The following is a 12,809-nucleotide window of genomic DNA, read 5'->3' on the forward strand; positions in this document are numbered from 1 at the left end:
TAACAGCTAAGAATAGCAGGCAATGCGGGAATAGTCCGATGCTGTAAATGGCCCTTATGGCACAGTCACCGGGGGATTTTGTGGCAGCAAGGGCGGTAACGGGCCACAACCATTGTGTTGCCTTACCGTCACCTTTATCATCCCGCTGCATTGCCCCCTTGCATGGGAATGAGGTGTTGATTTATGGTCATAGACACCTTCCTGCCCCTGCACACGGGGCGCGTTTTTTACCACGGCGCGGAGAGTGCCGGCACGCGATGCTTTTTGCCATAAAACAGCTATTGCTATAACAACAAATTATCGCCGTAACAACCCTAACCGCGCGGAGCCCCGCGCCCAGAAAGAAGGTTTCAGAGGATGGATCAAGGTCAGACTGCGTACACTGAAGAGTGGGTGGACATTGTTGACGAGCATAATGACGTGGTTGCTCAGTCCAGTCGTCAACAGATGCGTGCGCAACGGCTGCGCCACCGCGCCACCTATATTGTGGTTCACGACGGCATGGGTAAAATCCTGGTTCAGCGCCGCACCGACAGCAAGGATTACTATCCCGGCTGGCTGGATGCCACCGCCGGCGGCGTGGTGCAGAGCGGCGAAAATGTGCTGGAATCTGCCCGCCGCGAAGCGGAAGAGGAGCTGGGCATTGCCGGGGTACCGTTTGCCGAGCATGGGCTGTTCTATTTCGAAGAGGAGCATTGCCGGGTCTGGGGGGCGCTGTTCAGCTGCGTTTCCCACGGGCCGTTTGCCCTGCAGGAAGAGGAAGTGGCAGAAGTGAGCTGGATGCTGCCGGAAGAGATCACCGCCCGTTGTGACGAATTCACCCCGGATTCGCTGAAAGCCCTGTCACTCTGGCTGAGCCGCAATAATCAGCAGGATTACGGCAAGCCGCTGGTACGCGAAGAGAAGCCGCAGCCGGCACCCGAGCCGGGGCTGCTGGGCGATGCACTCAAGGGTGACGCCCATGACGGCACCCCCGTTGCCTGACCCCCAGGCATAAAAAAACGCCGGCTGATGCCGGCGTTTTTGTTGGGAGCACGCAGCGCGTTACTCTTTTTCGGCCAGTGCCGCCGTCTGGGCTTCAGCCTGCGCGGACTGGATCGCCGTCAGGGCCACGGTGTAGACGATGTCATCCACCAGCGCGCCGCGTGACAGGTCATTCACCGGCTTGCGCATCCCCTGGAGCATCGGCCCGATCGACACCAGATCCGCTGAACGCTGCACCGCCTTGTAGGTGGTGTTACCGGTGTTCAGATCCGGGAAGATAAACACCGTCGCCTGGCCGGCCACCGGCGAGTTCGGCGCTTTGGAGAGCGCCACGTCCGCCATGATCGCCGCATCATATTGCAGCGGGCCGTCGATGATCAGATCCGGGCGTTTCTCCTGCGCCAGGCGGGTCGCTTCGCGCACTTTTTCCACGTCACTACCTGCACCGGAGGTGCCGGTGGAGTAGGAGATCATCGCCACACGCGGCTCAATGCCGAAGGCGGCAGCGGAGTCCGCAGACTGGATGGCGATCTCAGAGAGCTGTTCAGCGGTCGGGTCCGGGTTGATGGCGCAGTCGCCATACACCAGCACCTGATCCGGCAGCAGCATAAAGAACACTGACGACACCAGCGAGCTGCCCGGCGCGGTTTTGATCAGCTGCAACGGCGGGCGGATGGTGTTGGCAGTGGTGTGCACTGCACCGGAGACCAGGCCATCCACTTCGCCCTGTTCCAGCATCAGCGTGCCAAGCACCACGTTATCTTCGAGCTGCTCGCGCGCCACCACCTCGGTCATGCCTTTGCTTTTACGCAGCTCGACCAGACGCGGCACATAGTTTTCACGCACCTCTTCCGGGTCGACGATGGTCACACCTTTGCCCAGCTCCACGCCCTGAACGGCGGCGACACGCTGGATCTCATCCGGGTTGCCGAGCAGCACACATTCGGCGATGCCGCGTTCGGCGCAGATGGCCGCAGCCTTGACGGTGCGCGGCTCGTCGCCTTCCGGCAGCACGATGCGTTTGCCCGCTTTGCGTGCCAGCTCGGTCAGCTCATAGCGGAAGGCCGGCGGTGACAGGCGGCGCGAGCGCTCAGACGCAGCAGTCAGGGACTCGACCCAGTCGCTGTTGATGTGGCTGGCGACATAGTTTTGCAGCTTCTCTACCCGCTGGTGGTCATCCGCCGGGACTTCCAGGTTGAAGCTCTGCAGGCTCAGCGAGGTCTGCCAGGTGTTGGTGTTGACCATAAACACCGGCAGGCCGGTCTGGAAGGCACGCTCACACAGGCGGTTGATGCGTTCATCAATCTCATAGCCGCCGGTCAGCAGCAGGGCACCGATCTCCACGCCGTTCATCGCCGCCAGGCAGGCGGAGACCAGCACGTCCGGGCGGTCGGCGGAGGTCACCAGCAGGGAGCCGGGGCGGAAGTGCTCCAGCATGTGCGGGATGCTGCGCGCGCAGAAGGTTACGGACTTCACGCGGCGGGTGTTGATGTCCCCTTCATTGATAATGCGGGCGTTCAGGTGCTTGGCCATATCGATGGCGCGGGTGGCGATCAGGTCGAAACTCCACGGGATGCAGCCGAGCACCGGCAGCGGGCTGTTGGCAAACAGCAGTTTCGGGTCGATATTCGCCACGCTGGCTTTGGTGGAGTCATCAAAGATTTCGGAGAGATCCGGGCGGGTGCGGCCCTGTTCATCCACCGGGGCGTTGAGTTTATTGATAATCACGCCGGTGATGTTTTTATTTTTGCTGCCGCCGAAGCTGGAGCGCGCCAGTTCAATGCGCTCTTTCAGCTGCGCCGGGGAGTCGTTGCCCAGCGCCAGCACAAACACAATTTCGGCGTTCAGGGTCTTGGCAATCTCATAGTTCAGCGCGTTGGCAAACTGGTGTTTGCGGGTCGGCACCAGCCCTTCCACCAGCACCACCTCGGCGTCTTTGGTGTTTTCGTGGTAGCGGGCCACGATCTCCTCCATCAGCACATCCTGCTGATTGGAGCTGAGCAGCGCTTCTACATGGCTCATGCGCAGCGGTTCTGCGGCGGTGATGCTGGAGTTGGCGCGGATAATGGTGGTGGTCTGGTCAGGCGCATCGCCCCCGGCCCGTGGCTGGGCGATCGGTTTGAAGATGCTCAGGCTGACGCCCTTCTGTTCCATGGCGCGAATGACACCCAAACTGACGCTGGTCAGGCCGACGCTGGTGCCGGTGGGGATCAACATAATTGTACGGGACACGGCTTACCCTCTTTTTTATGGTGCAAGAGTGGAAACAACACCGCCAGCAAGGGCTGGCGGTGGATAACAATCAGGCGGTGAGGCGGGCGGCGTCCCGGGCGATGACCAGCTCTTCGTTGGTCGGGATCACCAGGGCCGGGCGGGTGCCCTCTTTGTTAATGAAGCCCGCTTTGCCGAACCGGGCGGCCAGGTTGCGCTCATGGTCAATGTCCAGGCCCAGCAGGCCCAGTTTCGCCATGGCAAACTCGCGCACCATCGCGGCGTTTTCACCGATGCCGCCGGTAAAGACCACGGCGTCCAGGCGGCCTTCCATCAGCGCGGCATAGGCACCGATATATTTCGCCAGGCGGTGGCAGAAGACGTCCATGGCGCGCTTGGCGTCCGCTTTTTCGCTGTAGTTGTCTTCCACATAGCGGCAGTCGCTGGTGACTTCCGTCAGCCCCAGCAGGCCGGACTCTTTGGTCAGCATCTTGTTGATTTCGTCGATGCTCATGCCGAGGCGGTCATGCAGGTGGAAAATGATCGCCGGGTCGATGTCACCGCTGCGGGTGCCCATCACCAGCCCTTCCAGCGGGGTCAGGCCCATGGAGGTGTCGATGCACTGGCCGTTGCGCACGGCGGTCACGGAGCCGCCGTTGCCCAGGTGGCAGGTGATGACATTCAATTCAGAAACCGGCTTGTTCAGCATTTTGGCCGCTTCCTGCGTCACATAGAAGTGGCTGGTGCCGTGCGCGCCGTAACGGCGGATGCCGTGCTCTTTATAAAGGTGGTAGGGCAGGGCATAGAGGTAGGACTCTTCCGGCATCGTCTGGTGGAAGGCGGTATCAAACACCGCGACGTTTTTGTCTGCCAGCTGCGGGAAGGCTTTCAGCGCCTCTTCAATGCCGATTAAGTGCGCCGGGTTATGCAGAGGTGCAAATGAGGACGCATCTTTGATACCCTGAAGCACGGCCTCATCAATCACGGCGGACGAGGTGAATTTTTCACCCCCGTGGACGATGCGGTGGCCGATGGCGATAAGCTCGGCGGACAGCTCAGGTTTCTGGGAAAGGATGGTGTTGACGATGAACTTCAGGGCTTCGCTGTGTGCGGCGCCGGCACCCAGTGCCGCTTCTTGTTTGCCGCCGTCCATTTTCCATTTGATGCGTGCTTCAGGCAGGTGGAAACATTCGGCCAAACCAGAGATATGTTCTTCACCGTTTGCTGCATCAATGATGGCAAATTTCAACGAAGAGCTGCCGCAATTAAGAACCAGGACTAGCTTACTCGACATGGAAGTACCTATTTTAGTTCGTGTTGTCCGCCATGGGGCGGAAACAAAACACGTGGTTAATAAATCATCAGCCTGCCATCAAGCGTAGCGCATAATGGCGTTGACAATTATGATTAACATCATGCAGCCGTCGTTTCCCGCCGCAATGAATAAAAATCGCTGATGTTGCTCGAAATGTGTTCTGAAACGTACAACAATTACTCAATCCCGGTGAACCGCTACCGCATAACGCTGCCGGTAAGCAGAGGCGAATTGGCCTCTATTATGCAACCCAGCCGATAGGCTGGGGTAGGATAACGTTCAGGCCAGGGAAAGACAAAATAAATTTGAATGTGCTAAATTTTATTTTGTGCATTGCAAGTTTTTTTTAATCTTTATTAAAGAAGTTGAGGTGCTGTATGACAAGTAAACCTTCCGGTTCTGTCAGCTGGTTTCAGATTTTCCAGCGTGGGCAGCACTATATGAAAACCTGGCCGGCGGATAAGCGCCTGGCCCCGGTGTTCCCTGAAAACCGTGTCTCCCGCGCGACGCGCTTCTCTATTACCTTTATGCCGCCGCTGGCCGTATTTACCCTGACCTGGCAGATCGCCCTCGGCGGCCAGCTGGGGCCGGCGATTGCCACGGCGCTGTTTGCCTGCAGCCTGCCGATGCAGGGGCTGTGGTGGCTCGGCCGCCGTTCTGTTACCCCTCTGCCGCCTACACTGCTGCACTGGTTCCATGAGGTGCGCCAGCGCCTGACGGAGTCGGGCCAGGCGCTGGCCCCGGTGGAAGGGACGCCCACCTACCAGACGCTGGCTGATGTACTCAAGCGCGCCTTTAAACAGCTGGATAAAACCTTCCTGGACGATCTGTAAAGACGCCGGGAACACGCACAGGGACGGAAAACCCCCGCCTGCATCAAACAAACGCCGGCTATTTCGCCGCCGGCGGCCCCGGTGTGCGATGCTGCTGCCATTATGAAGCCACGACCCAGGAGTCCATGATGGAAATGACCAATGCCCAGCGCCTTATCCTCTCCAACCAGTACCAGATGATGGCGATGCTCAACCCGGAGCACGCTGAACGCTACCGCCGTTTGCAGACCATTATTGAGCGCGGTTACGGCCTGCAGATGCGCGAGCTTGACCATGAGTTCGGTGCCCTGCCGGAAGAGGTGTGCCGTACCGTCATCGATATTATGGAGATGCACCACGCGCTCCAGGTCTCCTGGGAGCTGCTGAAAGAGAAAGAGGGCGTGGACCCGCGGCGGCTGGCCTTCCTGGGGTTTGATGCCGCCACCGAGGCGCGTTACCTCGGCTATGTGCGTTTTCTGGTCTATACCGAAGGGCGTTATGTCCAATTTGATGCCGGTACCCACGGCTTCAACGCCCAGACCAAAATGTGGGATAAATATCAGCGTATGCTGGCTGTCTGGCGCGCCTGCCCGCGCCAGTACCATCTGAGTGCGGTGGAGATCGCGCAAATTATCAATGCCTGACCGATAGGGAGAGAGTATGCCTTTGGAGTGCAAAGGGTTTCTGTTTGATCTGGACGGAACATTAGTGGATTCGCTGCCGGCCGTGGAACACGCCTGGACCAACTGGGCCAACCGCCGCGGCGTCGCACCGGACGAGGTGCTGGCGTTTATCCACGGCAAGCAGGCGATCACCTCGCTGCGCCACTTTATGCCGGGTGAAAGTGAAGAGACGATCCAGCAGGAGTTTCTGGCGCTGGAAAAAATAGAAGCCTCCGACACCCAGGGCGTCTGCGCACTGCCCGGTGCGGTGCAGCTGTTAACACAGCTTGATGAGCTGGGCATTCCCTGGGCGATCGTGACCTCCGGCTCCGTGCCGGTCGCCCATGCGCGCCACGCCGCCGCCGGGCTGCCGCCGCCGAAGGTCTTTATCACCGCGGAACAGGTGAAACACGGCAAGCCGGAGCCGGACGCCTACCTGCTGGGCGCGGAGAAGCTGGGGCTGCCGCCGCAGCACTGTGTGGTGGTGGAAGATGCCCCGGCCGGGCTGCACGCGGGCCTGGCCGCCGGTTGCCGGGTCGTTGCGGTGAATGCCCCGGCTGACACGCCGAAGCTGGATCAGGTCGATATTGTCCTGACCACGCTGGAGGCGTTGCAGGTGCAGAAACAGGGTGAGCAGATCACTGTCACTGTTGCCGGCTGAGTCAACCGCTATCTGCCGCAAACATGATGAGGCCCCGCACCCGCGGGGCTTTTTTATGCGATGCTCATGCCCTCTTTTTCTGACCAGGGAGACATTGCGTGACCGGCCAACTTTTCTGGGTAGCCAGTTTGCTGCTGATTGCGGTAGTGCTGTTTGCCACCAACAAATTACGGATGGATGTGGTCGCCTTGTTGGTGATCGTGGCGTTTGTGCTGAGCGGCACCTTGACTGCCAACGAGGCGCTGGCGGGCTTCAGTGACCCCAACGTGATTCTGATTGCCGCGCTGTTTGTGATAGGGCAGGGGCTGGTGCGCACCGGCGTGGCCTACCAGCTCGGCGACTGGCTGGTAAAAATGGCCGGCAGCAGTGAGATCCGCATGATGGTGCTGCTGATGGCCACCGTGGCCGGGCTGGGGGCGTTTATGAGCTCTACCGGCGTGGTGGCGATCTTTATCCCGGTGGCGCTGAGCGTGGCCGCCCGGATGAAATCCAACCCCGCACGGCTGATGATGCCGCTGAGCTTTGCCGGGCTTATCAGCGGCATGATGACGCTGGTGGCGACGCCACCCAATATGGTCATCAACAGCGAACTGTTGCGTGAGGGGATCGGCGGGTTTGGCTTTTTCGACGTCACCCCGGTTGGGATCGTGGTGCTGGTGTTGGGGATCCTTTACATGCTGGTGGCGCGCCGCTGGCTGGAGCGCACCACGCAGGCACCGCAGGAGACCTGGGCGCGCCGCACCTTCCGCGACCTGATCCGCGATTACCGGCTGGCCGGGCGGGCGCGGCGGCTGGCGGTGCGGGAAGGGTCGCCGCTGATTGGCCGGGCGCTGGATGACCTCAACCTCCGGGCAAAATACCACGCCAATATTGTCGGTATTGAACGCTGGCGAAAATTCCGCCGGGTCATGGTCAGCGCCACCGGCACCACCGAATTGCGGGCGCGGGATGTGCTGCTGGTGGACATGGCCGACCCGGGGGTGGATGTCCGCACTTTTTGCAGTGAGCAGCAACTGGAGCCGATGATCCTGCGCGGCGACTATTTTTCTGAGCAGTCACGCGCCGTCGGCATGGCCGAGGTGACCCTGATCCCCGATTCCGAATTACTGGGGAAAAGCCTGCGCGAGGTCGCGTTCCGCAGCCGTTACGGCCTGAATGTGGTGGGGCTGCGGCGGGAGGGCGAAGCGCTGCCGGGCATTCTGGTGGATGAGGCGCTGATGCTGGGGGATGTGCTGCTGGTGATTGGTGACTGGAAGCTGATCCGCCAGTTGCAGCAGCAGACGCGTGATTTCATTGTGCTGAACCTGCCGGCCGAGGTGGATGAGGTCGCCCCGGCGGTCAGCCAGGCACCGCACGCGCTGTTCTGCCTGGCGTTAATGGTGGCGCTGATGGTCACCAATGAGGTGCCGAACGCCATCGCCGCGCTGATCGCCTGCCTGCTGATGGGAAAATTCCGTTGTATCGATATGGAGAGCGCCTACCGGGCTATTCACTGGCCAAGCCTGATATTGATTGTCGGTATGATGCCGTTCGCCATCGCGCTGCAAAAAACCGGCGGTATCGATCTGATTGTGCGTGGGCTGCTGGCCTTTACCGGCGAGGCGGGGCCGCAAATGATGCTGCTCAGCCTGTTTGTGTTGTGCGCGCTGATCGGGCTGTTTATCTCCAACACCGCGACGGCGGTGCTGATGGCACCGGTGGCCATTGCGGCGGCCCGGGAGATGGGCGTGTCACCTTATCCTTTTACCCTGGCTGTGGCGATTGCTGCCTCCGCCGCCTTTATGGCGCCGGTCTCCTCGCCGGTGAACACCCTGGTGATGGCACCGGGCAACTACCGGTTTGGTGACTTCGTGCGCATCGGCGTGCCTTTTACCCTGCTGGTGATGGCAGTGAGCCTATTCCTGATCCCGTGGCTGTTCCCGTTCTGAACCGCGTTACAGGGCGTTATCCAGGCTGATCTCATCCAGCGACAGGCTGAAGCTCGGCACAAAGACCGTCATAAAGTAGTCCATCTCCGGGCTGTGGCGCAGGGCCAGGGTTTTTTCCAGCCGCGCCTTGGCGAGGGTGAACTCATTGTTCCCGGCGGAGAGCTCCTCCAGGCACTTCAGGTAGGCGCAGAGCGCGTCTGCCTGCTTGACCACATGCTTCTCCTCTTCGGTGTAGCACTGTTCATCCAGCAGCGGGCGGAAGTCGTTCTGCAACTCCTCGGGCAGCATCTCCAGCAATTTCTGCTGGGCGATTTTCTCGATCTTTTTATATTCGTGGGCAATCTGCGGGTTGTAGTACTTGACCGGCGTCGGCAGGTCACCGGTGATCACCTCACTGGCATCGTGGTACATCGCCAGCAGGGCGACGCGCTCCGCACTGACGTTGCCGTTGAATTTGCGGTTTTTAATCACCGCCAGCGCGTGCGCCACAAAGGCCACCTGCAGGCTGTGTTCAGAGACGTTTTCCGTGCGCACATTGCGCATCAGCGGCCAGCGGTTGATCAGTTTCAGGCGGGAAAGGTGGGCAAAGAAATGGCTCTGGCTCATGGGGGCTCTCAACAACGGCTAAGGAGAGGCCCATTGTGCGCATTCACCCGGGAAGATGCAAATAAGCGGGGGCCGCACAAGGCGGCCCCCGGGGGCAGGGCAACGCAGAGGCTGCCTGTGTTACTGGCGGTAGTGCTCCAGGAAGCGGCCCAGTTTGTTGACGGCCATTTCCAGGTCATCGACGCGCGGCAGGGTCACAATGCGCACATGGTCAGGGTGCGGCCAGTTGAACGCCGTGCCCTGCACCAGCAGGACTTTCTCCTGCAACAGCAGGTCCAGCACCATTTTCTGGTCATCATGGATGTTAAAACGCTTGGCATCGATGCGCGGGAACATGTAGAGCGCACCGCGCGGCTTCACACAGGAGACGCCGGGTATCTCGTTAATCAGCTCCCAGGCGCGGTTGCGCTGCTCCACCAGGCGGCCGCCCGGCTGGATAAATTCACTGATGCTCTGGTAGCCGCCCAGCGCGGTCTGAATCGCGTGTTGCATCGGCACGTTGGCACAGAGGCGCATCGAGGCCAGCATCTCCAGCCCTTCGATGTAGCCCTTGGCATGTTTCTTCGGCCCGTTCAGCACCATCCAGCCCTGACGGAACCCCGCCACCCGGTAGGTTTTGGAGAGGCCGTTGAAGGTCACGGTCAGCAGATCCGGGGCCAGGGAGGCGATGGAGACGTGCTCGGCGTCATCGTAGAGGATTTTGTCGTAGATCTCGTCGGCGAAGATGATCAGGTTATGCTGGCGCGCCAGCTCCACAATCTCCATCAGCAGCTCTTTGCTGTAGACCGCCCCGGTCGGGTTGTTCGGGTTGATGATCACGATGCCGCGGGTGCGCGGGGTGATCTTGCTGCGGATGTCGTCGAGGTCCGGGAACCAGTCTGCGCTCTCATCACACAGGTAGTGCACCGCTTTGCCGCTGGAGAGTGAGACCGCTGCCGTCCAGAGCGGGTAATCCGGGGCCGGCACCAGCATTTCGTCCCCCAGGTTCAGCAGCGCCTGCATGGACTGCACAATCAGCTCTGACACCCCGTTGCCGATATAGACATCTTCCACGGTGATGTCGCGCATATTGCGCGCCTGGTAGTGCTGCATGATCGCCTTACGCGCGGAGAACAGACCTTTGGAATCACAGTAGCCCTGCGCGGTCGGCAGGTTGCGGATGACATCCACCAGGATTTCGTCAGGCGCGTCAAAACCGAACGGGGCAGGGTTGCCGATGTTCAGTTTCAGGACTTTGTTACCTTCTTCTTCGAGGCGTTTTGCTTCTTTGAGGACCGGACCGCGGATGTCGTAACAGACATTGTCCAGTTTGCTGGATTTTTCGATGGGGGACATAAACAAGTGAGCCTTTTTGCCGGAGTAGCGTGTCCCTACCGTGGAACACTGCAATCTGCACAATGTACTCCGACCGTCAGGCCTTTTGAAGGGTGGTGCTCCGCTTTGGTGCAATTGGTTGCCGGGAGAGGTGCGGCTAATCAAAGCCAAACCTGAAACCCGGTTTTTCCAGAGTATTATTTTGGTAAATGGCGTTCAAATAAAATTAAATAACGCTTATCGCCCTGCGGCGTAAAGATAACGCGCCAACGCCCCCACGGTTTTTACGTGCCCGCAGGGGCGGGGGCATCAGACCGGGCGCTGGTTCAGGTCCTGCCGGGCGCGCTGCCGGCTCTGGTAGCCGATGTCATTATTGCCCCAGAGTTTTTCATACGGCATACCCGCCAGCAGCTCTACCGTGGCGCGTGCCTGCGGTGAAACCTGCTCCGGCACCGGGCCGCCGGCCTCTTTGAGCCGCAGCGTCTCTTCCCGCAGGGTGCGGTGGGTTTGCAGGTTCAGTTTGAAGCGCAGGGAGATTAAGAAGCCGCAGGCCAGCACCAGCACCGTGCCCACGCTGAGGATCAGCAGGATGGTGTTACGCACCTCCGGTACCTGCTCACTCTGGCCGGAGACGAAGCCGCCCAGCTGCATCGCGATACCTACCAGCATAATGGCACCGGCCTGGGACGCTTTGCGCGTCAGCGTCATGATGCCGGCGAAGATCCCTTCGCGGCGCTGGCCGGTGACCACTTCATCCACATCCGCAATGTAGGTGTAGATGTTCCACGGCACATAGTTGATGCCGCCCCGGCCCAGACCCGCCACAGCAGAGATAAACAGCAGCGCGGTCATGCTGTCATGCATGTCGCTATAGTAGAGCACAGCATAGGAGACCGCGCTCAGGCCGAACAGCGTCACCACCACGCGGTAGGAGGGGGCCGGCCCCATGCGGATACAGAGCGGGATCATCGCGATAACCGCCAGGAACTGCAGAATAGCCATGGTGCCCATCAGGTTGGAGGCCACGGTGGCGCTTTGCATCAGCACAAACACCACATAGTAAGTGAACACCGCATTGAAGACATCCTGCGCGATGTAGCCGCCCAGGTACATGCCGAGATGCTGGCGGAAAATCCGGATACGGAAAGTGGAGGAGAGCTCAATCAGCAGGCGGCGCAGGCTCTGCCCCAGTGACAGCTGCTGATTGGCGCGTTCCGCCTGCAACTGCGCTTCCGACATCTCCTCACGCGGGCGCTCCCAGGTGAAGCAGTAGACCAGCGTCAGCACAATGGCGCAAATCACCGAGAAGACCAGGCTGGCATAGAAGAAGGAGATGGCGTTATCTTTCCCGAAGATGCCGAGCAGGATACCGGGCAGGAACGCGGCCAGAATGGCGGAAAGCTGCGCCATGGCGATGCGCGCCCCGGAGAACTTAGTCTTCTGTTTAAAATCGTCGGTCATTTCCGGTACCAGCGTCTCATACGGCACCAGAATCATGGTGTAGACCACATCAAAGAAAAGGTAGGTCAGCAGATAGTACCAGTAGCCCATGTCGCCCACCCACATCAGGCTATAACTGAAGACCATGGGAATACCAAGCAGAATAAAGAACTTACGGCGGCCAAAGCGTTTGCCGAGCCATGTCGCGCCAAAGTTATCGGTCAGAAAGCCCATCAGCGGGCTGACCACCGCGTCCAGCACACGCGCCATCGCGAAGATAAACGTCGCTTCTATGGGTGTCAGGCCGCAAAAAGTGGTGTAAAAATAGAGCAGCCAGGCCGCCGTCAGCGCCGTGGTTCCGGCCCCCAGAAAATCGCCGGATCCATATGAAAGATAATGGTGTAATCCTATTTTCCGCTTGGTATTCATTATTGACACCTCAAAGCCGGCGACAATAACCGGCATGGCAGGGAACATTCAGTGGTCAATAGGCTAAGACGAAGGGCAAGCAGAAACCTTTTTATCGTTGCCAAACACTTTTTCGGGATGGCAAATGACAAAAGGGCCACCGGCGCAGCTTCACAGTTCCGGTGTTATTTATTGCAGCAGGGGTAAAGCAACCGAAAAGGCAGCCTTACCGGATAAAGCGATAAGGCGAAGGTAATGAATTTGTTCTTCGTAAAACAATTGAAAATTATTGTTATAAATTTGAGTGAAGTATCAAGTGAAATCGTGAAATTTTCATTTTAATGTGATGAAATTATCATAAATCCTGTTGCGATTAATCCGATGGCTAATAAAGTTAATGAAGGTGGTTAATCAATGCGGTAGTCAGTTACCACCTGTATTAGCGGCCCAATGATTTTCTCTGTTTTG

10 protein-coding genes are annotated in these 12,809 nt (G+C 59.2%); 5 read left to right on the plus strand and 5 right to left on the minus strand.

What is annotated here, in order from left to right:
• Positions 1–357: 357 nt before the first annotated feature.
• Positions 358–984, plus strand: a complete 627-nt coding sequence (yfcD, locus tag CYR32_RS12300; protein ID WP_241523814.1) for an NUDIX hydrolase YfcD — start codon at positions 358–360, stop codon at positions 982–984.
• Positions 985–1,044: 60 nt separating this feature from the next.
• On the opposite strand, the gene pta is transcribed toward yfcD, so the two are convergent.
• Entirely contained in the window at positions 1,045–3,201 is a 2,157-nt protein-coding gene (pta, locus tag CYR32_RS12305) for a phosphate acetyltransferase (protein WP_206602457.1), read from the minus strand.
• Positions 3,202–3,286: 85 nt separating this feature from the next.
• Positions 3,287–4,489 carry an acetate kinase gene (gene ackA / locus CYR32_RS12310; protein WP_101824752.1) on the minus strand — a complete coding sequence of 401 codons (1,203 nt, stop codon included), beginning with the start codon at positions 4,487–4,489 and terminating at the stop codon, positions 3,287–3,289.
• 398 nt (positions 4,490–4,887) lie between these two features.
• Here ackA and yfbV point away from each other — a divergent pair, with 398 nt between their 5' ends.
• From yfbV to CYR32_RS12330, 4 genes are all read left to right on the plus strand, one after another.
• Entirely contained in the window at positions 4,888–5,343 is a 456-nt protein-coding gene (gene yfbV, locus CYR32_RS12315) for a terminus macrodomain insulation protein YfbV (protein ID WP_101824754.1), read from the plus strand.
• A gap of 128 nt (positions 5,344–5,471) precedes the next feature.
• Positions 5,472–5,966, plus strand: coding sequence for a YfbU family protein (locus CYR32_RS12320; RefSeq protein WP_101824756.1), 495 nt, complete (start codon positions 5,472–5,474; stop codon positions 5,964–5,966).
• 22 nt (positions 5,967–5,988) lie between these two features.
• A complete protein-coding gene (locus CYR32_RS12325) occupies positions 5,989–6,645 on the plus strand; it encodes a sugar phosphatase (RefSeq protein WP_165698237.1) in 657 nt (218 codons plus the stop codon).
• A 98-nt stretch (positions 6,646–6,743) separates the two neighbouring features.
• Positions 6,744–8,573 carry an SLC13 family permease gene (locus CYR32_RS12330; protein WP_101824761.1) on the plus strand — a complete coding sequence of 610 codons (1,830 nt, stop codon included), beginning with the start codon at positions 6,744–6,746 and terminating at the stop codon, positions 8,571–8,573.
• A gap of 6 nt (positions 8,574–8,579) precedes the next feature.
• On the opposite strand, the gene yfbR is transcribed toward CYR32_RS12330, so the two are convergent.
• The 3 genes from yfbR to CYR32_RS12345 all read right to left on the minus strand — a co-directional run bounded on the left by yfbR (position 8,580) and on the right by CYR32_RS12345 (position 12,362).
• On the minus strand, positions 8,580–9,179 hold the full coding sequence (gene yfbR / locus CYR32_RS12335) for a 5'-deoxynucleotidase (protein WP_101824763.1): 600 nt from the start codon (positions 9,177–9,179) through the stop codon (positions 8,580–8,582).
• 120 nt (positions 9,180–9,299) lie between these two features.
• Complete coding sequence (locus CYR32_RS12340; protein WP_101824765.1) at positions 9,300–10,514, minus strand: pyridoxal phosphate-dependent aminotransferase; 1,215 nt, start codon at positions 10,512–10,514, stop codon at positions 9,300–9,302.
• A 288-nt stretch (positions 10,515–10,802) separates the two neighbouring features.
• A complete protein-coding gene (locus tag CYR32_RS12345) occupies positions 10,803–12,362 on the minus strand; it encodes an MFS transporter (RefSeq protein WP_101824837.1) in 1,560 nt (519 codons plus the stop codon).
• Positions 12,363–12,809: the final 447 nt, after the last annotated feature.

This window comes from Chimaeribacter coloradensis, assembly GCF_002858715.1.
Taxonomy (GTDB): domain Bacteria; phylum Pseudomonadota; class Gammaproteobacteria; order Enterobacterales; family Enterobacteriaceae; genus Chimaeribacter; species Chimaeribacter coloradensis.

Bases quoted from the DNA above. Each gene is read 5' to 3' on its own strand.
- CYR32_RS12320 (WP_101824756.1), top strand. From the start codon at position 5,472: ATGGAAATGACCAATGCCCAGCGCCTTATCCTCTCCAACCAGTACCAG.
- CYR32_RS12345 (WP_101824837.1), bottom strand. From the start codon at position 12,362: ATGAATACCAAGCGGAAAATAGGATTACACCATTATCTTTCATATGGA.
- CYR32_RS12340 (WP_101824765.1), bottom strand. From the start codon at position 10,514: ATGTCCCCCATCGAAAAATCCAGCAAACTGGACAATGTCTGTTACGAC.
- pta (WP_206602457.1), bottom strand. From the start codon at position 3,201: ATGTTGATCCCCACCGGCACCAGCGTCGGCCTGACCAGCGTCAGTTTG.
- yfbR (WP_101824763.1), bottom strand. From the start codon at position 9,179: ATGAGCCAGAGCCATTTCTTTGCCCACCTTTCCCGCCTGAAACTGATC.
- yfbV (WP_101824754.1), top strand. From the start codon at position 4,888: ATGACAAGTAAACCTTCCGGTTCTGTCAGCTGGTTTCAGATTTTCCAG.
- yfcD (WP_241523814.1), top strand. From the start codon at position 358: ATGGATCAAGGTCAGACTGCGTACACTGAAGAGTGGGTGGACATTGTT.
- ackA (WP_101824752.1), bottom strand. From the start codon at position 4,489: ATGTCGAGTAAGCTAGTCCTGGTTCTTAATTGCGGCAGCTCTTCGTTG.